Here is a 20,224-nt window from a genome sequence, read left to right as displayed (position 1 = left end):
TAACTAGGCTTTATTGATTCCAAGGCACTTAGCCAAATTATGCTGAAAATAAGCGATGCTAACGACTTTGAGTTGGGTTAAAAACTGACAACTATTTTAAGGTACATCTCTTTGAATGAAAGTAGCGTCATTTCTGAAAATTGTGCTTTCTGTAAATCCGCTAAATTTATCAAGCCACAGTTCAAAGTTTCGATGTCGAATATAGTGACCTGGATAATTGTTTGATTCAAATGATACTCCCCCTTGGGAATTTAATCCATTTCTTGGACAAAAAGTTGCATCCTGCCTAAAAAGATCATTGTTTTCATTGGCAGACAAAATTATGCGATAGTTTCTATGTCTTAGGAAGTAATTCGGAAAGTTTCTAGATTCTAAAGAAATGCAATTAGGGTTTGCTAATCCTGTTGTGACGCGAAAACTAGAATCCAATTCATCTAAGCTTGTCTTGACGGGTTCAATGTAGCCCAGATAGTTTCTGTGACGTATGTAACGCTGGGGATAATTGACTGACTCATAACGAACATAAGGGCTTTGGGCTTGGATTTGCCTAGGTCCACCCAAAATAGCCATAGAGGGAATCGCTAAGGCCACTGTCAAGCCAAATAGGGGGAGAAGTGGTAAAAGTTTCATTTTATTTTACCTTCCGTTTAATCCGACAATCTAGGCTGGTAAATTAATACTTAGACTCTTTTTTGGTGAACCTATTTCCTAGATATATCTCGATTATATCAAGCTTTTTTGCATGACCAAAGCATGGGGAGTAAAACCAAATTTTTCATATAATTTCATTGCCCCTTGGTTATGGCTAAAAACCTGCAATGCTATTAATCGATCACCTCTTTGTTGGCCCCATTGTTGGGCCTGTTCCATCAAGGAAGTAGCAATGCCCCGACGACGGTGGGCCGGCTCCACATAGAGCATGAAAATATGTCCATGGCGATCGCCTGTGACCTGATCAATGGCGTTACCTAACCAAAGGCCGGCAATGGGTTGGGGACGAGTGATTTTCTCTGCCGAATTTGTTTGATTAAAACCATCGGCTGGCCCAATTGTCGGATTGATTTGGGCCATTAATCCCAGGGGATCTTCCCGTGGAAAAAAAGGGCTATCATGGTCGTTATGATTAGAATTTCCTTGGGTCGTTTCCGGCACAACCCACCACAATGGCGATCGCCAAGAAAAATAGCTTTCCACTGTTTGTTCTAAATGGGGAAAGTCGCACAGTTCCGGGAAAAGGGAATGGTAGGTACGCTCCAGAAAATCCACCAGTAACCGCCGATCTCTGGTAGTCCCTTTATAAAGGCAATAGCCGGGGGGACTCAACGGTGATTTTTCCATAGGTTACTGAATGTGTTGGCCGGAATAGGTGCATTGATCAGATTTGCCAATTCCCTTAATATTTCCCAGACCGCAATGAAGTATTCCCTTAAAAAGCTGTTGGGGTTTGGGCTTATCCTCATCCTAACGGCGATCGCCTTAATTAGCCTGCGTCCCAAGCAAGTTTTACAGCCGCTCATAGTAGGCATGAATGACTGGCCTGGCTATAGCGTGATTCTGTATGCCGAATCTAAGGGTCTATTCACCAAGCGGGGACTAGACGTTAAATTAGTTCATTTTGAAGAACAGAATGATAATCTCCGGGCCACAATGCGGGGCTACCAGGATGCCAGTTTTGCCCCCCTACCCCAGGCCATGCAATTGGATTTTCCCCAAGACACCCCAGAGTTTATCCTGGTTGCCGATGTTTCGGCCGGTTCCGACGGCATTGTGGCCCGGCCGAGATTAAATTTCATGGCCCAGATGCCTGGCAAAAAGATTAGCGCCCGGTTTGGTAGTCTTGCCCACGTAATTTTGCTAGAAGCTCTGTGGGCCAACGACCTAGACCTGGATGAAGTGGAAATTATTGACATATCGAACGAAGAAGGAGTCAATCACCTCAAAGATGGTTCCATTGACGCAGCGGTGCTTTGGGACCCCCTGTTGGAGAAAACAGCAGAAGAAATTGGGGGAAACATTATCTACACCACGGCCGAAATCGACAGCATGGTGGTGGATGGTCTGATAACCCGTCCAGCAGTAGTTGAAGAAAAACAGGAGGAATTAATTCGGTTTATTCAGGTATGGCTGGAGGTGATGGATGCGGTGGAAACTAATCCCGAAGAAGTTTTTACCATTGTGGCCCAACAGTTGGATGTGCCTGTGGAGGTCTTTGTCCAAGGTTTCCAGGGGATGATTCACGGCGATCGCCTCTTGAATGAAAAAATGTTAGTGCAAAGACAATTAGAATCCGTCATTTCTAGAGGCTATCGGTTGCTACTAGAAAGTTATGGTCATCGCCTGATTATTCGAGATGATATTGTCATCAATTCTCGACTGTTTTCCCAAGCTGTGGAGCGGTCTTAAGAATGGTTCAGGAGAAACCACGTTTTACCCGGCCTCTCCGTTACCAGTTGCTAGCTGGTTGCGCCCTTATTTTGATGATCACCAGCGCCATAGCCGTAGTTTTAACCAGGCAACAATTACAAGAAAAATCAAGAATTAATATTATCACAAGGGCCCAGCGATTAACCGAAGGTTTAGAGTTTGCGGCGGAAGGTTTGGTGGAAACCAAGGATGTTTATCGCCTCAATCGTTTGGCCCAAAACTATGCGACTTGGCCCAACGTACAAACAATTTCAATCGTTGATCCCAATGGCATTCTCATTGCCCATGGTGGAGAAATAAAAATGGTACGGGGAGAAAAATATGCCCAAGTCACACCAGCTCTTTTTCCTATTTTTGAACAGGTTTCCATCAGCGGTATCCCCCAATCCCTAATTACCCAAATTGAAGAAGAAGAAGTGGTGGTTTACGCTCTTCCCTTTAACACTTACTCTTTCCCTGAGCAGGGAGAAAGTTACCGTGATCAAAATAGTCACCGACGGGGAGTAGCAATCACCATTCTATCAAAACAGGAATTAAACCGAGAGGTTAACCAGGGACTTTTGCTCGTGGTGGGTTCGTTCATTATTGGGATAGTAGTAATTCTCCTGCTTTTAGGGTTATTAATTAGATATGCGGTGTTGCTCCCTTTGGGGAAACTGCACCGGGCCTTAATTAACTATGACAATACTGAGCAGTTTAATTTGCCCCCTCTACCGAGCAATGAAATTGGTTTTTTGGGCCAAACCCTGGTGCAGACCTTCAATCAATTGCAGATTTATCAACGAGAAGCCCTAGAAATTGCCGAAAGAAAATATGTGGAAATTGCCCAACGCTATGAATTAGCTTCCCAGGCCACAAGGGTATGGGTGTGGGAATGTCAGCCTAAAATACACTACTTTGAAGTGGACCCCAATTTGATTACTTGGCTTGGCTTTGAGCAACCCCTTGAACCGGCAGATGGGGATTTTTTCATTCACCTTGGCGATCGCCCAATGTTTTGGCAGGCCATTGAGCAAAGCTTGGAAGATCCCACCATGGAACTATCCACAGAACTCCGTTTGGAAGCGGCCAATGGGGAAATTTATCATTGTTTGTTGCGGGGGCAAATCCATCAGGAACAAGGGGAGGCATTTGTGAAAATTATCGGTACGATCGCCGATATTACGGAGATTAAAAAAGCAGAAGAACAACTAAAACTTTCCAACAAAATTTTAGCCAAAGCCACTCAACTCAAAGACGAATTTCTGGCCAATATGAGCCACGAATTACGCACTCCCCTCAACTCCATTTTGGGCATGATAGAGACTCTACAAAACCAAGTTTATGGTCCCCTCAACGGTAAACAAGTCCAGTCGTTAGAAATAGTAGAAAATAGTGGCCGACACTTACTTTCATTAATTAATGATATTCTTGACCTTTCTAAAATTGAAGCGGGCAGAATGGATTTGGATTTAAACCCCACCAGCGTGTCAGCATTGGTCAATCATAGTTTAACTTTTGTCCAACAATTTGCGATCCAAAAACAAATTAATTTGTCGTCTGAAATTATTCCCAATTTGCCTGATGTGCTAGTGGATAAGCGACGACTTTGTCAAGTTTTAATTAACCTACTGAATAACGCCATTAAATTTACCCCAGAAGGGGGAAAAGTAGTCGTACAGGCTGACTTAATAAAGGAGCAGGGGAAAGAAAATAGCCAGTCGCCACCACAGTTAAGTTTCACTGTTTTCGATACTGGCATTGGCATTGAGGCGGATAGACTAAACAATATTTTTGAGCCGTTTGTGCAGATTGATAGCGCCCTTAACCGTCGCTATGACGGCACTGGATTGGGCTTATCTTTAGTGAAAAAAATTGTTGAACTCCATGGCGGCTCAGTGACAGTGACCAGCAAGCTCAATGAGGGCAGTCGTTTTAAGATTACCATTCCCTGTGTTTTTCAAGATAAAGATGGGCCGCGCCACCGGGGGCAACTGGTGGAGGTTACTAATCACGGCAGTCCGACTCCGATAATCATCACTTTAATTAGTAAAAATTCTGCCTATGCCACCACCCTAAGTAGTTATTTCCGAGCTAAAGGATACCAAATGCAATGGTTAAATTGTCTTTATCCAACCGCAGCGGAATTAACCCAATTAGTCAAAATCGGTGATCAATCCTGCCATGTATTGGTGATGGATTTAGCCAATACCGGGGAAGAAGTGAAGGATAAATTGGATGAAATTCGTAAATTTTTCGGCTCTAGCCCCATCACAATTATTGCCTTAGTGGATGCCACAGAACAGACAAAAAGTAACATTGCCCAACTAGAAATTGCCACCAACGAATTATTAGTTAAACCTGTGCGTTTCCATCGCTTAATGGAAATTGTCCGGGAAGAGACTTGTCCCGTTCCCCGTTAACGACGAGAACCATCGGGCATGGTTGTTTCCCAAAATTCCGCCTCCTCCAAATCGACATCGGTTAAGTTGGCCGCCGTTAAATTGGCCCAGGCTAGGTTGGCTCCTTTCAGATTAGCTCCAGTTAAATCCACATCCCGCAGAAAACTCCGTTCCAAATTAGCGCCGCTCAAATCCGCCCCGGCCAGATTGGCTTCAGTTAAGGCCGCTTCGGTTAAATCCGTTTCACTCAGATTTGCCCCTGTCAAGTTGGCCCGGTCCAACAACGCCCGCCGTAAATTCACCCCCGATAAATTTGCCCCCGATAAATCAGAACGGTTCAAGCGGGCATTTTCCAAATTAAACTCCCGCAGGTCTGCCCCCGCTAGATTGCAATCAAGACATTCCCCTTTCTCCCGCAACTGGGATAGGGGATCAATTTCTTCCTTGGGCTGATTACAAGCCGTCAGAGCTAGGATTCCTACCAATGGCAGGGTTAGGCTGAGTTTTTTGTTATTCATTGCGATCTAAGTTCCTCTAAGGTTTTTTGTTGGGGGGAGAGAAGATAAAACGCATCCCGTCCCGCATTATCACTGACGATGTGGAGAAATTGGGGTAGTTTGTCTTGCCGATAAACCTCATATACCCGCAATCCCGTATCTCGATAACTCTCACTCAGACGGAAGCCTTGTGCCTCCAAACGGGCTTGGAGGTCTTGGGTGACGTCCCGCACCGTGGCCCCTGCCAGAAAATGACAATCCTCTGAGCCGTAGCATCCTGATTGAGCTCCTTCTAAGTGGGCAATGCCAGCGATGAGTTCCCTCTTAGGCTGAGGGAAGGAGGAGGGTTCAATACTTTTAATCTCATTCTCAACCTCCTGCCCTTGGTCAGAGCGGGATTCTGGAACCGATTCAGGCTCAATTTTTTCGTTGTCCTGCCTTTGATTCGGTTCGCCCTGGGGTGCCTTTACTGCTTTAGGGGAGGCTTTCGGTAGAGGAGTGGTTTGGGGAGGAGATGGTGGTGGCGCTATAACATCAGGCACTACTTCACGAACAGATTGAGACCCAGGGAGAGGCGCTAAAACTTGGGGGGATTTCTTTGGCGGAGGTTCTGCCATGGGGGCCGGTGTCACTAGGTCGGCGAGGGGCACTGTGGCGATCGCCTCGGAAGCAGAATCCTTTGATGGGGGGGGGAGAGGCTCCAACTCCGCTGCTGGGGGGGGCAAGGGTAACCAGAGTAACCCTCCATGGATTGTAGAAGCACAGATAAATGCTAGGGGAAATTTTAACTGATGCCAGGAGAGGGGCCACATGGAATCCAAAAAAAGGGAAGAAACAGAAGACTGGCAACAAAAACACCGTACCTCTGAAAGTTTGAGAACGGCGTTTGATCCTGCCAAAACCATATCGTGTTCTAACCCCTATATGCAATTTATATGCAATAATCAGAGGCCAAACTCCGGCAATTGTCCAATTTTTTTTGCATTACTGCCAGCCAACTTCATTCATTAAACGAGCTGAATCGGGTTGGTAACGTCCCAAGTTAGAAACATTGAGGGGGTCTCCTTTTAGTTGGCCATGGGCGGCTAGCACAGGATCAATGGGTACCCCTGGAATTACCGGATACTCATTGTTGCCCTCAGCAAAATAACGTTGGGCGTCATCACTGGCTAGATATTCCAGGAAGGCGATCGCCGCGTCTCGATTGGGGGCATTTTTCAGCACCCCAGCCCCACTGACATTGACATGGGTTCCCCGCTCTCCGGAGCCAGTGTTTGGAAAGAAAAGGCTGACTTTTTCCACCACTTCTTGATCGGCGGGATCGGTGGACTTTTGCAGGCGGATATAGTAGTAGCTATTGGCGATCGCCACATCTCCGATGCCGGCGGCAATAGCACGAATTTGTGCCGTGTCATTACCCTCCGGTTGCCGGGCAAAGTTACCCACCAAGCCTTGTAACCAGCGGCGGGTTTCTGGCTCTCCATGGATGGCAATGCGGGAAGCAGTTAGGGAAAGGTTATATACATTACTGGAAGGGCGCACCAGAATTTTTCCTCGCCATTGGGGATCCGCCAGGGCTTCGTAGGTGGAGAGATCCGCTGGATTGACCCGGTCGCGACTGTAATACAACACCCGGGCTCTCTGGGTGAAGCCATACCATAGCCCATCAGGGTGGCGCAAATTTTCGGGAATGCGCTCATTCAGCTTGCCGCTGCGCACCGGTTGGAAAAGTCCCGCCTGTTCCGCCCGCCATAACATACCGGCATCTACGGTGAATAAAATATCCCCTGGACTATTAGCCCCTTCACTTTGGATACGCTCAATCAGTTCTTCGGCACTGGCCTCAATGAGGTTAACCTCGCCAAAAGCATCGTAGAGGGCATCATCGGTGTTGTAATGCCGTGAAGAATAGAGGTTGATCGTGCGGGACTGGGCAGAGGCCCGCCGGGGCAAATTAGCTACCACTAGGGCAGTGAGGGCGGTGCCGCCCACAAAAAAAGTCCGCCGGGAAATCTTAGTTGTCATCGAAGTCTAGGGCAATGGATAGTGGGCAATTTAAAATGAAAGTAATCAATAGTGCAGGCTCAACCCAGTCCCCTTAATCCGAACTAGGCCCCATGTCTGGGCTTGTTTGGCTAGTGATAGATAGCTTAATGGGCATCTGGAGTGGGTCAACCTCGGATAGTCAACTTTATTGCAAATAAAGTGCAATAATCCATAAATTATTGAAGCACTTGTGCTGGATAATTGCAAGAGATTATTATTTAGAAAATTTCCCTGTTTTCTGTCCATGGCCCCATCCCCCCTGTTTTTGACTCAAACTCCGCGGCTACTCGATGAGTTTCTTAAGGGAGGGGTAGTGATGTTTCCTTTGTTACTGCTGTCCATCCTTGCCCTTACCACTGCCTTCGAACGAGGTTGGTTTTGGAGTCGCCTACTGATTCAAGAAGACCAGGTTGTGCGGGATGTGCTCGATGCGGCGGTTGAGGATTTGGTAAAGGCTCGGGAAATTGCTGAACATGCTCGACATTTAGCCATTGGTCGTTTTCTGCTGGCTCCCCTTAAACTACGCCATCCTAGTCCAGAAACTTTCCGTTTGGCCATGGAAGCCACCGCCGATAAAGAATTTGCCCGAATGCGACGGGGGGATAAACTCCTGGAAACTATCATTGCCCTAGCTCCTCTCTTGGGCTTGTTAGGCACCGTAACGGGCTTAATTCGCACTTTTAACAATCTCAATATCGGGGGAGGAGGCTCCAGTGCGGAGGCTACCCAGGCCGCCTCGGGCATTGGAGAAGCGTTGATTACCACGGCAGCGGGGATGATGGTGGCGATTTTTGCCCTGTTAGTATTTAGGGTTTTGGTCAGTTTACAGTCCCAACAAATGGATTATTTTGCCGCAGTGGGCAGTGAATTAGAACTTATTTACCGTGAGGTCTGGTACGAACCTCATCAGCCAATGCCCAATTTATTAATGGCGGCTAGAATTGCTGAGCCATAACCGATGAAAAGCCGAGTCAGGGGGGCAAGGACTCCAGGGATTAATTTAGTACCGATGATTGATGTCTTGATGTCGGTATTAACCTTTTTTGTAATTTTAACCATGTCTTTGACTGGTAGGGTGATCGCCGATCTAGAGCCACCGGAGAGCGCAGGCGGTTTTGCCAAAGAAGAGGATTCATCCCCCCAAACAAAGGTCAAGGCACCTAGTTTAGATGTGGGTTTAAATCGTCAGGGTGACGTTTTGCTGGGAGGCAATATCGTCGAAAGGGATAAATTATTAACGGCGATCGCCACCTTTTTAGCGACCCATCCCCAGGGTGAGGTGAGGTTAACGGTGGACGGACAGTTAAACTATCGTCAAGTGGATGATTTATTAGTCCAAATGGTGGAAGTAGGCGGCGATCGGGTCCTTTTGGTGGTTCATAAATCAGACCCAGAGCTATGAAATTTAGACACCGACAAGACCGGGACAAATTGCCGGAACTAGAAATTACCCCCATGCTCAATGTGATGCTGGTCGTGTTGGCCTTTTTTGTCGCCGTTGCCGCCAACCTAGCGGAAGAGGGAGCATCTTTGCTGGTTCGTTTACCCCAGGAAGCTGAAACTACGGAGGTCCAATCCGCCGAAGCGCCATTAGAAAACCCGGAAGAGCCGCAATTTCTCCCAGTGGTGTTACACCCAGGGGGAAAACTCTCGGTAAATGATCGCCCTGTGGAAAAAGCTCAACTTCTACAGCAGTTACCTAACTATTTGCAACAGTCCCCCCAGCGCTACGTTTACCTGCGGGTGTCAGGGGACGTTCCCTATCAAAGTGCCATTGAAATTCTCTCTAGCTTGAAGGAAGTGGGCGGTGATCGGGTTTCCCTCTTAATTGGTGCTGGGGCCATGCCTTGAGTATGGATGGAAACAATGATCAATATAAGTCGACACAGGTGTTGGATAAAAAGTGATTTTCTCTGTCACTCCAATAGGATATTTTTTATATTTTTCTGTTCGATCAACCGAGGTTGTCTAAAATCCTCTACTAATTTTTAAGAAATAATTGATTCCTGCTTAAAGGAAATTTTTATACTTGAAAAACCAGCATTATTTAAACGTTTCTTAATTTCTTCTTTTGCATCTACATAGTTTTTAAATTCAAGCGATTTTCCAAAAGGAAGCCAAACACTACAATTAGAATCTAAGATTTTGATGTTAACTTTAGCTGGTTGTAAATATCGTCTCTTTGATATGTAAAGCTTATCAATATACCCAGTTCCTTCTTCTGGAATAGTAGCGACTTCGGCAAATCCTTTTAGGTATTCATTAAATATCAACCATGCAATTTTATCTACTTTTTGTAAGAAAGTGTTTGAAAAGTTTTAAGCAAGCCTTTGAAGCATGAGATGAACCATGGCAACATAGAGCATTGTCTCACTGGTGGTAGGTAAATATTCATAATCTTTGCTTAAACGACGATAACGACCAAACCAAGCAAAAGTGCGCTCGACTACCCAACGGCGGGGTAGGACTTCAAAGCCTTTTTGTCCCTGCTTTTTGCTGACCACATTCAAGGTCCAACCAAAAGTATGCTCCACCCAGAAAATAAAATCCTTTCCGCCAAAGGTGCTGTCAGTCCATATAACTTGCAGGCACTGCCACAGGGGAGCAAACCAGGTGCCAAGTAGAATCAGACCCTGATGGTCAGAGCGATGGGCACCGACAACATCGAGAAGTAATCCCATGGTATCCACGAGGATTGTACGTTTACGACCATTGACCTTTTTTCCGCCGTCATAGCCAGTTTCTTGGCCAGTTCCAGCCTTTTTAAGTGACTGTGAATCTAAACAACCGGCACTAGGGTGAGTATTTCTTCCAGCTTTGAGCCGAACTTTCTCACGGAAGATACGGTTTAATTTTTTCCAGGTACCATCTTCGTGCCATTGCTGGAAATAACCATAGACCGTTCGCCATTTAGGAAAATCATGGGGCAGAAGTCGCCAGGCACACCCCGTTCTGAGCATGTAAAAAATAGCATTGAGTATCTCCCTCAGACTAGTTTTCCGTTTTCTTCCCCCAGTTTTTGCTTTGGGTAAATGAGGTTCTACCAATTGCCACTGGCTATCAGTGATGTCCGTGCTGTAAAATTCTCGGATTATCATTAATTATGGTGAAAATTTTATTCTTTTCACCATTTTCCATTCTTCACCCTACTTTTCAAACACGCTCTAACGACCAAGGGCTGTTACCGAAGAAATAGTCAAATCCTTGTCCATTTTCTAGTCCTACTACCTTAGCTATTTCTGGGAAGGTTTTTCTCTTTATATTCGCAATTAATCCTAGATGCAAGTATTTAAAGTATTCAAAGCTTCTCACTTCTGGAAATAAGTCTCTGTATCCTTCGCAGTATTTGTCAATGAATTATACTGTTTCTTTTGCTTCACGTGGGGCAACCATATACCACCTCTGCATTTCAGACTATCTTCTCCATTTTATCCTACCCACAATGATAGAAGAGCGATAGCCTCTGATCTTTCATAAAAATAGGAAAGCTGGAGGTTTATTTAAGGTCAATGTATGGCGACAACGTAAATAGGTTTAACGATATGCAGATTCTTGACTGACACCAAAAATCTTATTAATTCTTTGCCGAATCCATTCCACCGGGTTCTTTAGATCTGCCTCTTCGAGTAGTCCCATTTCTTTCAGTTTTTGTTCATAGCCCTGGAGAGCATCCTGGCGCTTACCCAATTCTTCTGCGACAAGATTTGATAGTTGGGGATGGTTTGCTAACAATATATGAAAACAATCTTTCCCAATCAAAAATAAAGTGGAATCTTCGGCCGCTATCATAGTAGTGGGATAGGGAATTTCTAACATTAATGGCAACTCACCAAAGAATTCTCCCTGTTTGAAAGTAAATATACGGTTGCTAATTTTTTCATTTTCATAAATTGCATCTATCGCCCCAGTTAGCACAATACAAAAATAGCTGTGGTATTGGTTTTGTTTAATTAAAATTTCTCCTGGCTGTAAATGCCATCGTTTACCCATTTCAATCACATTTCTAATTTCAAGATCGTTGAGTTTTTGAAAGCAGAAGTTTTTCTTCAGTAGCTGAGTGAGGGTAGGGGATTCACCTACTTCTTTCCCGGGGACTGTAGCGTTGTTGTCTTGATCACTAACTGCTAGACAGATACTTTCTGGATTTCTCAACCAGATATCCCTTTGGGGAAAGGGCATATTAATTCCTCGACGACGACAATTATATTGAATGATGTGATTAAGGGAGCTAAAGATGAGAAATCTTTGGTCAATTCTTTCAGTCCAAACCCAGAGTTCAAAATTAAGAGAATTGTCCCCAAATCCAAGGAAAACTGCTTTTGGTGCGGGCTCGCTGACAATATTTTTTTCCATGGCGGCGGATTCCAATAGCACTTCCGTGACCAAAACTAGGTCACTGCCATATTCCACACTAACTGGTACTTCCAGGCGGCCACTACAATTTTCATAATTCCAGTTAACAACTAAATTGCTGGTTAAATCCGTGTTGGGCACCACTAGGTCACTACCTCTAAAGGTACGGATGATGGTAGAGCGAATGGAAATTTCCTTGATGTAACCAATGTGATTATTAAATTCAATTAAGTCACCAACTTTAAGTTTATTTTCGCCGAAAATTGTCAAACCACTGACTAAATTCCTAGTTAATTCCTGCAAGCCAAAACCAATGCCAATCCCTAGTCCCCCCATAATTACTGCAAAGCTAGCTAGTTCCAAGCCCATGGCTTGCAATACAACGATAAAGCCTAATACGGCCACCCCCAAACTAGTTAATGTACCAATTACTTCTCGGTTACCTTCACTAAATCTAAGTTTGAGCAGTAGGAACTTTTTTAGGAATTGTTTAGTAGCTTTGGCGAATACTCCTACCAGCAAAAGGAGAAAACAGGCTTGAATAATCCACCATAAAGTGATGCTTTCAGTGCCCAATTTGAAGATGGGAGTATTCAGTGTTTCAAACAGCCAAATGTTCAGGAAATGCCATTGTTCAAGCACATTGGCGATCGCCTGGGGCCCTGGTCCTTGTGGTGGTGGATTAATTTGTGCAATCACAGTAAGTTTCCCCAGAATCGGGATGTTTGAATGTGGCCAAGACCCGATTTTAGTCTAAGGTTCATGGGGATAGGGGGATGGGTAACTGAAAAATTCACCATCGAAATAGGATTGAAGCTGGATCCTAAAAATTAAGCCCTTCGACGTAGCTGTTTGCGAACAATTAACAGCACAAGAATAGCGACTATACTAACTAGGACAATTTTTGACACTGGCCCCAAATATTGCTCCACCAGTTCGTAATGATCACCCAGTTTGTAACCTGCGCTAGCTAAAAAAGTTACCCAGAGAGATATGCCCCCCAAACTGTAGAGAGTAAAGGAAATCAAACCCATGGCATTGACGCCTGCGGGCAAGGAAACAATGGTACGAATACCAGGCACTAGGCGTCCAAAAAAGACGGATTGATGGCCATAGCGACCAAACCAAACGTTCGATTTATGGATATCTTTGGCGTCTAGGCCAATCCATTTACCATAACGGTCAGCCAGTTGTTCTAGCCTTTCTTCGCTGACCCATTTACCGATGTAGTACCAGGGATAAGCTCCCAGAATTGTACCGATAATACCTGCAACGATCGCCGGGAATAATTCCAATTTTCCCTGGGCAACGGCAAAACCAGCTAAGGGCATGATCAACTCAGACGGAATGGGAGGAAATAAGTTTTCCAAAAACATTAAAAGGCTAATTCCCCCATAGCCCAATTGATTCATTACTTGGGGAATCCATTCTGTGATCCACTGGGACATAAATGTTCGATGGGGGTGTTAAGGATAGGTTTTAGCAGAAATTTGGACTAGCTATGGCCGTCACCATGATTAAACCAACGGGAGCAGTATTGATTGGAGCGAGCATAAACCCATTGCCATTTCCCCTGGGGCGAGGGGTAACTCACCTTTTATAATGGCGATCGCCCTTTAATCACCAAGCCATGGCCAGTATCAACGACAACTATCTCAAACTGAAAGCCGGTTACCTGTTTCCCGAAATTGCTCGGCGGGTAAATGCTTTCACCACTGCCAATCCTAACGCCCAGGTGATCAAACTTGGTATTGGAGATGTAACGGAACCCCTGCCCCTTGCTTGTCGCCAGGCCATGGCCAAAGCCATCGACGACATGGGCGATCGCCAAACCTTCAAAGGATACGGCCCGGAACAGGGTTACGCTTGGTTGCGGGAAAAAATTGCCCAGCACGATTTCCAAGCTAGGGGCTGTGAGGTTAACGCCGAAGAAATTTTCATCTCCGACGGTTCTAAATGTGACACCGGCAATATCCTCGATATTTTCGGCAAAGATAACACCATCGCTGTCACTGACCCTGTTTATCCCGTTTATGTGGACACCAATGTGATGGCGGGCCATACCGGCGATGCCAATGAAAAAGGGGAATACGGTGGTTTAGTCTATCTCCCCATTTCGGCCGAAAATGACTTTGTCGCGGCCATACCAAGCAAAAAAGTAGATTTAATCTATCTCTGTTTTCCCAACAACCCCACCGGAGCCACTGCCACTAAGGCCTATTTGAAACAGTGGGTAGATTATGCCCTGGCCCACGGCTCGATCATCTTTTTCGATGCGGCCTACGAGGCATTTATCACTGACCCCACTTTGCCCCATTCCATCTATGAAATTGAAGGAGCGAGGGATTGCGCCATTGAGTTTCGCTCTTTTTCTAAAAATGCTGGTTTCACCGGTACCCGTTGTGCGTTAACCGTTGTGCCCAAAACCTTAACGGCTAAAGCCGCCGACGGCAGTGACGTGGAGCTATGGAAACTCTGGAACCGCCGCCAATCCACCAAATTTAATGGCGTTTCCTACATTATCCAGCGAGGGGCAGAGGCCGTCTATTCCCCCGAAGGCCAAGCCCAAGTACAGGAACTGATTGCTTTTTATTTGGAAAATGCTCGCATTATTCGGGAGAAATTAGCCGCCGCTGGTTTGCAGGTTTATGGTGGCATTAACGCTCCCTATGTGTGGGTCAAAACCCCCCATGGCCTGAGCAGTTGGGACTTTTTCGATAAGTTATTACACACAGTTAATGTGGTGGGCACTCCAGGCTCTGGCTTTGGCGCGGCGGGGGAAGGCTATTTCCGCATTTCGGCTTTCAATAGTCGGGCCAATGTGGAGGAAGCGATGGAACGAATCACTTCCACCCTCAAATTGGGTTAGAATCCCTCCCAAAGGTAGCTCTAGCTCTACGCCTTTATCAATTGCCATTCCAGTTTGAAAGGTTTGAAAACATGGTGCAGTCAACCGTCGAACTTTGGCAAAAAAATCTGCACCGGGCCAAGCAGGCCAGGGATTTAGTTTTCGATTACGCCTTGGGCACCAGTTTAATTACTCTGTTGCCGATCGCCGGTTACTATTCCCTGCGCTTGCTGTTGGTGTTATTTCTGCTGGTGAAGATGTGCCGGGACATTGGTAAGATTTGGCAATTTCCCCGGGGCCAAGACCTGTTGGCGATCGCCGGTAACATTTTTGGGGCCATTGGCGCAGTAATTACCGCCGCTGTGGTTTGGGTCACCCTACTGGCGATCGGGATTTGGGTGCCCTATTTCGACAGTTTTAAAGGCTTTGCGGGGCTGTTTACCCTCACTTGGATGTTGGGCCAAAGCACCAACCAGTACTATGCCAATGGCGCTTTGGGGCATCGTTTCCATCAACCAGTCCAGCCCGACCAGGAGAGCATCAACCATGGGCATCTTTAACCGCCGCCGACTATTGCTGGGGGGAGTGGCCCTGGGGGGAGCATTCACCATAGGCCGGGAGGAACGCCATCGCCAGGAAATCAGGGAATTACAGGCATTAGCCAAAGCCCAAGCGGCCAACACCGACCGCACCAGCATGTTAAATGCCGCCTTTGAAGCGGATGCGGAAAAAATTTACCGGGGCGAGGAAATTATTAACAGTGTTAGGCTCACTCCCCCTATCCTGCCCTACGATCGCCAAATTTCCCAATTGCTGATCCGTTGCAGTAAAATCGCCACCCAGCAATACTTAACTGGGAAAACCATCCCTAGCTACGACGGCAATATTCGCCAGTTACCGGCCTATAGCTCCGACCTGGATGAGTATAAACAAATTGCTTCTTTTCGCGGTAGGGAAGCTCACATTTCCGAATCCGTTGCGGTGCAAATTCCCCTGGATAATACCGGTGACCCCTTAGATAAAACCTGGGACCAAGCGGAAGATTCCCTGGGGGAAACCATTCGTCAAGTGGTCAAAGTAACCCAGGAAATCCCCGTTTACCTGGGTTTTATCCTCAGTTCTCCCCGCCGCAATCTCATTGTTTTTCGGGGTACCCAAACCACCATGGAATGGGTCAATAATCTCCGGGCCCAACAAATTCCCTTCACCGAACGGCGATCGGGGCAATATTTTGGCAAAATTCACCAGGGCTTTATCGAAAATTATCTCCGTATTGTCAGTCCCATTCCGAGGGAAATTGCCCAGCAGTTAGACCCGGCCGTGCCCTGTTACGTCACTGGCCATAGTTTGGGGGCTTCCCTGGCGGTGCTGGCGGCGTTGGATCTAGCGGTTAACCTCCCCAACTTACGGTCCCAGATTCAACTTTATAGCTATGCCTGCCCCAGGGTCGGCGATGTGACCTTTGCCCAACTCCATTCCCGCCAAGTGCCCAACAGTTACCGTATTGTTAACCTCGCAGACGTGATTCCCCTCCTGCCCCCCACTACGGGGTTAGGCACCTATGTCCATGTCGGGCAAAGTTGGAGTTTCCTCAGCCAAGGAGGGGACATCTTACCCAACCATGTGGTGGATACCTACCAGGGAGCAGTGGATAGGGAAGTGGAAACGGATCAGTCCAGAGATTATCCAATCGCCGCCGTTTGATCGTTTTTGAACTGCCCCCCTGACCCCCCCAAGGCTGGGGGGAATTTATCGGTGAACTAAACCAGACCCACTAACTTTTCGCTTAGATCCCACATGCGCTGAGCTTTTTGGGCATCGCTTCCCTGTTCCGAAAGTTCCTGCACAAAGGCTTCCCGGCCCGCTTGTTGACGGTTGCCCCAGCTCCAATGCACCCCAGAATCCTTAAATTTGTCATCGGCCACCACCATGGCCACCCGTTCCCCTGCCAATTCTTGGCTGACATAGCCTTTGGTAACGTTTTTCTGGAACCAGGGAAAAATGGTGCGGAACAAGGAATAGTGATTGCGGAATAGGGGAGTATCGGCTACACAGCCCGGATAGAGAGAATTAAAAACGATGCCCGTTTCTTGGTGGAAGCGACGGTGCAACTCCCTGGTGGTGAGCATATTGCAGAGCTTACTATCTTTATACGCTTTGCCCGATTTGAATTTTTTGTTATTAATCATGGCAATGGGTTTCTTAAAGCCCGCTTCAAACCCTTCAAAGTTGCCCAAATCCGGCGGGGCGGGGATGGGAATTTTACCCCCTAGTTCTTTGCTGTTGGCCGTAACAGTGCCCAAAATGATTAAACGCTTATCTGCATCGGGACAGGCTTTTAAATCTTCCAACAACAGATTGCAAAGCAAAAAGTGCCCCAGGTGGTTGGTCGCCACAGAAAGTTCATAGTCATCCGCTGACCAGAGGGGTTCGTCCAGCAAAGGAAAATAAACCGCCGCATTACAAACCAGAGCTTTGAGGGGACGACCCAATTCCCGAAACTGGGCGACAAAGCGGCGCACACTGTCCAGATAGCCCAAATCCAATTTGATGATGGTGTAGGAATCCTTGGGAAAACCCAATTCATCGGCTACTTTCTGGGTTTTATCCAAATTGCGGCAGGCCATAATCACGTGCCAACCTTTGTCAATTAAAGCTTTAGCTCCGTATAATCCCACCCCGGAGGAGGCTCCGGTGATGATCACCGTGGGTTTCATCGGTTGTTCCATGGATTTATAAATTTTTAATTAATTGTTAGTGGTTAAACTTTGCCATTCTTTAGGATCGCACAATGTTGAAGCCGCTTTTGTGAAGGAGCTTTAAGCAAAATTCAGTTTTACCAATGGTTGATCATGGTGCAGTGGGGGGGCTTTCCACGGGAGCACCTTCGGCAATATCCAATTCAATTTGGGGACCTCGATCAAGGATTTCAATGTCCCATTGTCCCCGTTTAGCGGTTTCAAAAACGATATAGCGACCATCGGGGCTAATCCTGGGATTGCGTACCCACTGGCGATAGTTGAGGGTTAACAGGTCAGTTTTTTTGGTCAGGCGATCGTATAAGGCGATGTCAGGCCGCCCTTGAATGCTGGACAGATAAACCAAATAACGGCCGGTGCGGCTCAGACTGGGACTTTCGGCAATGGTGTTGGCTTGGTTCAATCCCGGTAGGTTGACCAATTGATTGTTGCGCAGGTCATAGACCAGAATTTCCCTGGTGCCGTTGCGGTTAGAAACTAGGGCCAACCAGCGACCGTCACCACTGAGGCTGGGCTGTTCGTCATTGAAGCGGCTATTTAAGCTCTGATCCAATGGCGATCGCCTGACGTTATTACAACCACTGAGCGCTAGGGGGACTAGTATTATTGCCAACCATAACCATGGAGTCCGCCCTAAACTACTCCAAATTCTCACCCTGTTCACTGGGAAAAACTAATAATCAAACCGTTCTTGGTCATCAGCTCCGATGGGGGGCTCTTCGCCATCGACGGGGGAGCGACTAGGGCGTTGACTGCGGGGATTACCACTGCGACTCTGTTCCTGGTTCCTATCGGCAGGGTCCTCGGGAGTGGTGGGGCGGGGAGTTAAATCGGCTTCGTCAATGGGTTGATAGTCCACATAGGCCGCGGGCGGTTCATCTTCGTAGGGACGGGCATTGCGGGGGGCATTTCTCTCCGGGCGATCGCCAAAGGAATCATTGGGGGGATTATTACTAGGACGGGGACGACGGGAAGGGGCCGGATCATTACCAGCTTCGGGACGGGGACGACGGGTAGGCGGCCGACGGCTAGGGGTGGGATCATCCCACACATCATTGGCACCACTCTCCCAACCGGAATAATCGTCTTCGTAACCGTAGTTATCGTTGTAACCAGGGGCGGGGCCGGGTCTTTGGGGGGCACTGCGGCCAGCGGAGGGACGGGAACGGGTTGGTCTGGGGTTGGGGTTAGTGGGGGGAGCGTTACGGCCTTGGGAACGGGGTCTGGGGCGGGCTTCCGCTTCTCCATAGCCATCGGGACGGCCACTGCGGGCATCATCGTCATAACCCCTCAGGCGGCGATTATTGCGGGCCACGGGTTCATCTTCCGGTTCCAACTGATCCAATTCCGCTTCCGTATAGACCCTGGTTTTGCTCACCCGGCGATCGTCTGCGTAGGGGGCACTGCGCCGGGCCTGTTCGGTGGTGATGCCCCGCAAACGAATGGTTTCAGCGGCAAAAAACACGGTGGAACCACTTAATAGAAGTTGTCCAAATTGTAAAATCGGGTCGAGCCGCCAACCTTGGAATAGCAAAATTAGTCCACACAGTAAGCCCACAGCGGAGAAAAAGATGTCGTAATCCCGGGACACCTCCGGCCGCACTGAGCGCAGGAAATAGAGCCCGGCCCCGGCCACTGCAAGAAAAATACCAAGGATGCTAGCTGAATTAAGCCCGAAATTTACCATTACCTTGAAAGCTTGTGTTTCTCTGCTCCATGGTAGCCGATTCTGTTGATGGCCGAAGGGGTCTAAATGTTGGCGATCGCCATTTTGATCTTTTCCGATTCCAAGCCCTGGCCAATGACCACCAAGCGGGTTTGCCTGCTATCTTCTTCTGTCCAGAGGCGATCATAAAAATAATCAAATCGTTGCCCAACTCCCTGGAGTACTAGGCGCATTGCTTTTTTGGGCACGGCGACAAAACCCTTAATGCGATAAATCTCATGGTCTTGCACCAAATCAGTTAAACCTTGAACCAAATGCGCCGGGTCAAATTCCTGGTCTAGGGCCACATACACCGCATTAATATCCTCATCGTGGTCGTGGTCTTCTTCATGGTCATGGTGACTGGGGCGACTGTCCAGGTTGTCTTCCACCGCCGCATTAAAGCCGAGGAGAATTTCTGGACTAATTTGCCCTTGGTGACAGGGCACCACTTTGACTCCTGTGGGTAACTGGTCACCTAACCAATTTTCCAGCCGTTGTTGATCCCCATCCCCCAACAAATCGGTTTTGGTCAACAGCACCATATCCGCACAGGCCAACTGGTCTTCAAACAATTCTTCAATGGGAGTTTCGTGGTCGAGGCTATCATCGGCCTGCCGTTGGGCTTCCAAAGCTTCCAAATCCCCTACCATGGCCCCCCTGGCGAGGGCATCCCCATCTACCACAGTAATTACTCCATCCACCGTGGCCCCAGTGCGAATTTCTGGCCAACGAAAAGCTTGAATGAGAGGTTTGGGCAGGGCTAAGCCGGAAGTTTCCACCACAATGCAGTCAATTTCCTCTCGCCGCTCCAACAAAGCCTGCATGGTGGGCAAAAATTCCTCCTGCACAGTGCAACAGAGACAGCCATTGGCCAATTCAACAATCTTGGGGGCTTCATTGCTTGCCGGAAAGATTTGATTGCCGTCCTCGTCACATACCCCGCAACTGCGGAGAATATCCCCATCAATGCCCACTTCCCCAAACTCGTTGACTAACACTGCAATGCGTCGCCCTTGGTTGTTTTGTAATAGGTTCCTAACCAAGGTGGTTTTGCCAGAGCCGAGGAAGCCAGTGACTACGGTAACGGGGATTTTGTGCATGGATTTCGTAAAAATTTGTAAAAATTAAATGGTGGCTATCTAGGGGCGGATCTTTAAGTTTAGCCGTGGTTTTCCCCTCGACAAAAGGTCATGATGGATACAAGCTCT

General features: G+C 47.4%; 21 protein-coding genes and 1 pseudogene. 8 read left to right on the top strand and 14 right to left on the bottom strand.

Translation table 11 applies throughout. The annotated features are described in order from the left end of the window. Positions 1 to 96 precede the first annotated feature (96 nt). Together SYNPCCP_RS17025 and SYNPCCP_RS13695 are read right to left on the bottom strand one after the other, a co-directional pair. Positions 97 to 630, bottom strand: a complete 534-nt coding sequence (locus tag SYNPCCP_RS17025; protein ID WP_010873825.1) for an AbfB domain-containing protein — start codon at positions 628 to 630, stop codon at positions 97 to 99. A gap of 93 nt (positions 631 to 723) precedes the next feature. Then, a complete protein-coding gene (locus SYNPCCP_RS13695; protein WP_010873824.1) occupies positions 724 to 1,338 on the bottom strand; it encodes an N-acetyltransferase in 615 nt (204 codons plus the stop codon). 75 nt (positions 1,339 to 1,413) lie between these two features. On the opposite strand from SYNPCCP_RS13695, the gene SYNPCCP_RS13690 reads away from it, so the two are divergent. Together SYNPCCP_RS13690 and SYNPCCP_RS13685 are read left to right on the top strand one after the other, a co-directional pair. Further along, positions 1,414 to 2,403, top strand: coding sequence for an ABC transporter substrate-binding protein (locus SYNPCCP_RS13690; RefSeq protein WP_020862037.1), 990 nt, complete (start codon positions 1,414 to 1,416; stop codon positions 2,401 to 2,403). A gap of 2 nt (positions 2,404 to 2,405) precedes the next feature. Beyond that, positions 2,406 to 4,826, top strand: coding sequence for an ATP-binding protein (locus SYNPCCP_RS13685; RefSeq protein WP_010873822.1), 2,421 nt, complete (start codon positions 2,406 to 2,408; stop codon positions 4,824 to 4,826). On the opposite strand, the gene SYNPCCP_RS13680 is transcribed toward SYNPCCP_RS13685, so the two are convergent. From SYNPCCP_RS13680 to SYNPCCP_RS13670, 3 genes are all read right to left on the bottom strand, one after another. Then, positions 4,823 to 5,323, bottom strand: a complete 501-nt coding sequence (locus tag SYNPCCP_RS13680) for a pentapeptide repeat-containing protein (protein ID WP_010873821.1) — start codon at positions 5,321 to 5,323, stop codon at positions 4,823 to 4,825. The genes SYNPCCP_RS13685 and SYNPCCP_RS13680 overlap by 4 nt on opposite strands. Beyond that, positions 5,320 to 6,114, bottom strand: a complete 795-nt coding sequence (locus SYNPCCP_RS13675; protein WP_223211296.1) for a hypothetical protein — start codon at positions 6,112 to 6,114, stop codon at positions 5,320 to 5,322. Before SYNPCCP_RS13675 ends, SYNPCCP_RS13680 begins: the two co-directional genes overlap by 4 nt. 172 nt (positions 6,115 to 6,286) lie before the next feature. Continuing rightward, positions 6,287 to 7,327, bottom strand: a complete 1,041-nt coding sequence (locus SYNPCCP_RS13670; protein ID WP_010873819.1) for a Fe(3+) ABC transporter substrate-binding protein — start codon at positions 7,325 to 7,327, stop codon at positions 6,287 to 6,289. A gap of 211 nt (positions 7,328 to 7,538) precedes the next feature. Between SYNPCCP_RS13670 and SYNPCCP_RS13665 the strand changes: the two genes are divergently transcribed. Genes SYNPCCP_RS13665 through SYNPCCP_RS13655 form a run of 3 tightly spaced genes read left to right on the top strand, consistent with a single transcriptional unit; the run spans position 7,539 to position 9,199 of the window. Continuing rightward, entirely contained in the window at positions 7,539 to 8,303 is a 765-nt protein-coding gene (locus tag SYNPCCP_RS13665; protein ID WP_010873818.1) for a MotA/TolQ/ExbB proton channel family protein, read from the top strand. 3 nt (positions 8,304 to 8,306) lie between these two features. After that, the gene (locus SYNPCCP_RS13660; RefSeq protein WP_010873817.1) at positions 8,307 to 8,750 is read left to right on the top strand and encodes a biopolymer transporter ExbD; all 444 of its coding nucleotides are present in this window, start codon (positions 8,307 to 8,309) and stop codon (positions 8,748 to 8,750) included. After that, the gene (locus tag SYNPCCP_RS13655; RefSeq protein ID WP_010873816.1) at positions 8,747 to 9,199 is read left to right on the top strand and encodes a biopolymer transporter ExbD; all 453 of its coding nucleotides are present in this window, start codon (positions 8,747 to 8,749) and stop codon (positions 9,197 to 9,199) included. The genes SYNPCCP_RS13660 and SYNPCCP_RS13655 overlap by 4 nt, the downstream gene beginning before the upstream one ends. Positions 9,200 to 9,336: 137 nt before the next feature. Here the strand turns inward: SYNPCCP_RS13655 and SYNPCCP_RS13650 are convergent, their stop codons facing one another. The 5 genes and pseudogenes from SYNPCCP_RS13650 to SYNPCCP_RS13635 all read right to left on the bottom strand — a co-directional run bounded on the left by SYNPCCP_RS13650 (position 9,337) and on the right by SYNPCCP_RS13635 (position 13,149). After that, complete coding sequence (locus SYNPCCP_RS13650; protein WP_020862042.1) at positions 9,337 to 9,621, bottom strand: hypothetical protein; 285 nt, start codon at positions 9,619 to 9,621, stop codon at positions 9,337 to 9,339. Between the two features lie 45 nt (positions 9,622 to 9,666). After that, entirely contained in the window at positions 9,667 to 10,446 is a 780-nt protein-coding gene (locus tag SYNPCCP_RS13645; RefSeq protein ID WP_010873815.1) for an IS5 family transposase, read from the bottom strand. 58 nt (positions 10,447 to 10,504) lie between these two features. Next, positions 10,505 to 10,660: pseudogene (locus SYNPCCP_RS17170) on the bottom strand (IS701 family transposase); the annotation flags it as partial. Between the two features lie 222 nt (positions 10,661 to 10,882). Next, positions 10,883 to 12,400 carry a mechanosensitive ion channel domain-containing protein gene (locus SYNPCCP_RS13640; RefSeq protein WP_010873813.1) on the bottom strand — a complete coding sequence of 506 codons (1,518 nt, stop codon included), beginning with the start codon at positions 12,398 to 12,400 and terminating at the stop codon, positions 10,883 to 10,885. Between the two features lie 131 nt (positions 12,401 to 12,531). Then, positions 12,532 to 13,149 carry a DedA family protein gene (locus SYNPCCP_RS13635; RefSeq protein ID WP_010873812.1) on the bottom strand — a complete coding sequence of 206 codons (618 nt, stop codon included), beginning with the start codon at positions 13,147 to 13,149 and terminating at the stop codon, positions 12,532 to 12,534. A 182-nt stretch (positions 13,150 to 13,331) separates the two neighbouring features. Here SYNPCCP_RS13635 and SYNPCCP_RS13630 point away from each other — a divergent pair, with 182 nt between their 5' ends. From SYNPCCP_RS13630 to SYNPCCP_RS13620, 3 genes are all read left to right on the top strand, one after another. Further along, the gene (locus SYNPCCP_RS13630) at positions 13,332 to 14,570 is read left to right on the top strand and encodes an LL-diaminopimelate aminotransferase (protein ID WP_010873811.1); all 1,239 of its coding nucleotides are present in this window, start codon (positions 13,332 to 13,334) and stop codon (positions 14,568 to 14,570) included. A 71-nt stretch (positions 14,571 to 14,641) separates the two neighbouring features. Further along, on the top strand, positions 14,642 to 15,109 hold the full coding sequence (locus SYNPCCP_RS13625) for a hypothetical protein (RefSeq protein WP_010873810.1): 468 nt from the start codon (positions 14,642 to 14,644) through the stop codon (positions 15,107 to 15,109). After that, positions 15,096 to 16,253, top strand: coding sequence for a DUF2974 domain-containing protein (locus tag SYNPCCP_RS13620; RefSeq protein ID WP_020862043.1), 1,158 nt, complete (start codon positions 15,096 to 15,098; stop codon positions 16,251 to 16,253). Before SYNPCCP_RS13625 ends, SYNPCCP_RS13620 begins: the two co-directional genes overlap by 14 nt. 56 nt (positions 16,254 to 16,309) lie before the next feature. On the opposite strand, the gene SYNPCCP_RS13615 is transcribed toward SYNPCCP_RS13620, so the two are convergent. The 4 genes from SYNPCCP_RS13615 to cobW all read right to left on the bottom strand — a co-directional run bounded on the left by SYNPCCP_RS13615 (position 16,310) and on the right by cobW (position 20,116). Beyond that, the gene (locus SYNPCCP_RS13615; RefSeq protein ID WP_010873808.1) at positions 16,310 to 17,278 is read right to left on the bottom strand and encodes a protochlorophyllide reductase; all 969 of its coding nucleotides are present in this window, start codon (positions 17,276 to 17,278) and stop codon (positions 16,310 to 16,312) included. A gap of 121 nt (positions 17,279 to 17,399) precedes the next feature. Continuing rightward, complete coding sequence (locus SYNPCCP_RS13610) at positions 17,400 to 17,921, bottom strand: PD40 domain-containing protein (protein ID WP_199303413.1); 522 nt, start codon at positions 17,919 to 17,921, stop codon at positions 17,400 to 17,402. A gap of 60 nt (positions 17,922 to 17,981) precedes the next feature. Continuing rightward, on the bottom strand, positions 17,982 to 18,995 hold the full coding sequence (locus SYNPCCP_RS13605; protein ID WP_010873806.1) for a Ycf66 family protein: 1,014 nt from the start codon (positions 18,993 to 18,995) through the stop codon (positions 17,982 to 17,984). Positions 18,996 to 19,057: 62 nt separating this feature from the next. After that, positions 19,058 to 20,116 (bottom strand): cobalamin biosynthesis protein CobW, encoded by a 1,059-nt coding sequence (gene cobW, locus SYNPCCP_RS13600; protein ID WP_010873805.1) that lies wholly within the window; start codon positions 20,114 to 20,116, stop codon positions 19,058 to 19,060. Between the last annotated feature and the right edge of the window lie 108 nt (positions 20,117 to 20,224).

This window comes from Synechocystis sp. PCC 6803 substr. PCC-P (assembly GCF_000284455.1).
GTDB lineage: Bacteria > Cyanobacteriota > Cyanobacteriia > Cyanobacteriales > Microcystaceae > Synechocystis.
Note: the sequence above shows the minus strand (reverse complement) of the source record. Positions and strands in the feature narration are given on the sequence as shown.

What these genes read in the sequence shown, in the direction of transcription:
- SYNPCCP_RS13605 (WP_010873806.1), bottom strand. Translation starts at nt 18,995, where the DNA reads ATGGTAAATTTCGGGCTTAATTCAGCTAGCATCCTTGGTATTTTTCTT.
- SYNPCCP_RS13620 (WP_020862043.1), top strand. Translation starts at nt 15,096, where the DNA reads ATGGGCATCTTTAACCGCCGCCGACTATTGCTGGGGGGAGTGGCCCTG.
- SYNPCCP_RS13645 (WP_010873815.1), bottom strand. Translation starts at nt 10,446, where the DNA reads ATGATAATCCGAGAATTTTACAGCACGGACATCACTGATAGCCAGTGG.
- SYNPCCP_RS13630 (WP_010873811.1), top strand. Translation starts at nt 13,332, where the DNA reads ATGGCCAGTATCAACGACAACTATCTCAAACTGAAAGCCGGTTACCTG.
- SYNPCCP_RS13625 (WP_010873810.1), top strand. Translation starts at nt 14,642, where the DNA reads ATGGTGCAGTCAACCGTCGAACTTTGGCAAAAAAATCTGCACCGGGCC.
- cobW (WP_010873805.1), bottom strand. Translation starts at nt 20,116, where the DNA reads ATGCACAAAATCCCCGTTACCGTAGTCACTGGCTTCCTCGGCTCTGGC.
- SYNPCCP_RS13690 (WP_020862037.1), top strand. Translation starts at nt 1,414, where the DNA reads ATGAAGTATTCCCTTAAAAAGCTGTTGGGGTTTGGGCTTATCCTCATC.
- SYNPCCP_RS13660 (WP_010873817.1), top strand. Translation starts at nt 8,307, where the DNA reads ATGAAAAGCCGAGTCAGGGGGGCAAGGACTCCAGGGATTAATTTAGTA.
- SYNPCCP_RS13655 (WP_010873816.1), top strand. Translation starts at nt 8,747, where the DNA reads ATGAAATTTAGACACCGACAAGACCGGGACAAATTGCCGGAACTAGAA.
- SYNPCCP_RS13635 (WP_010873812.1), bottom strand. Translation starts at nt 13,149, where the DNA reads ATGTCCCAGTGGATCACAGAATGGATTCCCCAAGTAATGAATCAATTG.
- SYNPCCP_RS13670 (WP_010873819.1), bottom strand. Translation starts at nt 7,327, where the DNA reads ATGACAACTAAGATTTCCCGGCGGACTTTTTTTGTGGGCGGCACCGCC.
- SYNPCCP_RS13685 (WP_010873822.1), top strand. Translation starts at nt 2,406, where the DNA reads ATGGTTCAGGAGAAACCACGTTTTACCCGGCCTCTCCGTTACCAGTTG.
- SYNPCCP_RS13675 (WP_223211296.1), bottom strand. Translation starts at nt 6,114, where the DNA reads ATGTGGCCCCTCTCCTGGCATCAGTTAAAATTTCCCCTAGCATTTATC.
- SYNPCCP_RS17025 (WP_010873825.1), bottom strand. Translation starts at nt 630, where the DNA reads ATGAAACTTTTACCACTTCTCCCCCTATTTGGCTTGACAGTGGCCTTA.
- SYNPCCP_RS13680 (WP_010873821.1), bottom strand. Translation starts at nt 5,323, where the DNA reads ATGAATAACAAAAAACTCAGCCTAACCCTGCCATTGGTAGGAATCCTA.
- SYNPCCP_RS13695 (WP_010873824.1), bottom strand. Translation starts at nt 1,338, where the DNA reads ATGGAAAAATCACCGTTGAGTCCCCCCGGCTATTGCCTTTATAAAGGG.
- SYNPCCP_RS13615 (WP_010873808.1), bottom strand. Translation starts at nt 17,278, where the DNA reads ATGGAACAACCGATGAAACCCACGGTGATCATCACCGGAGCCTCCTCC.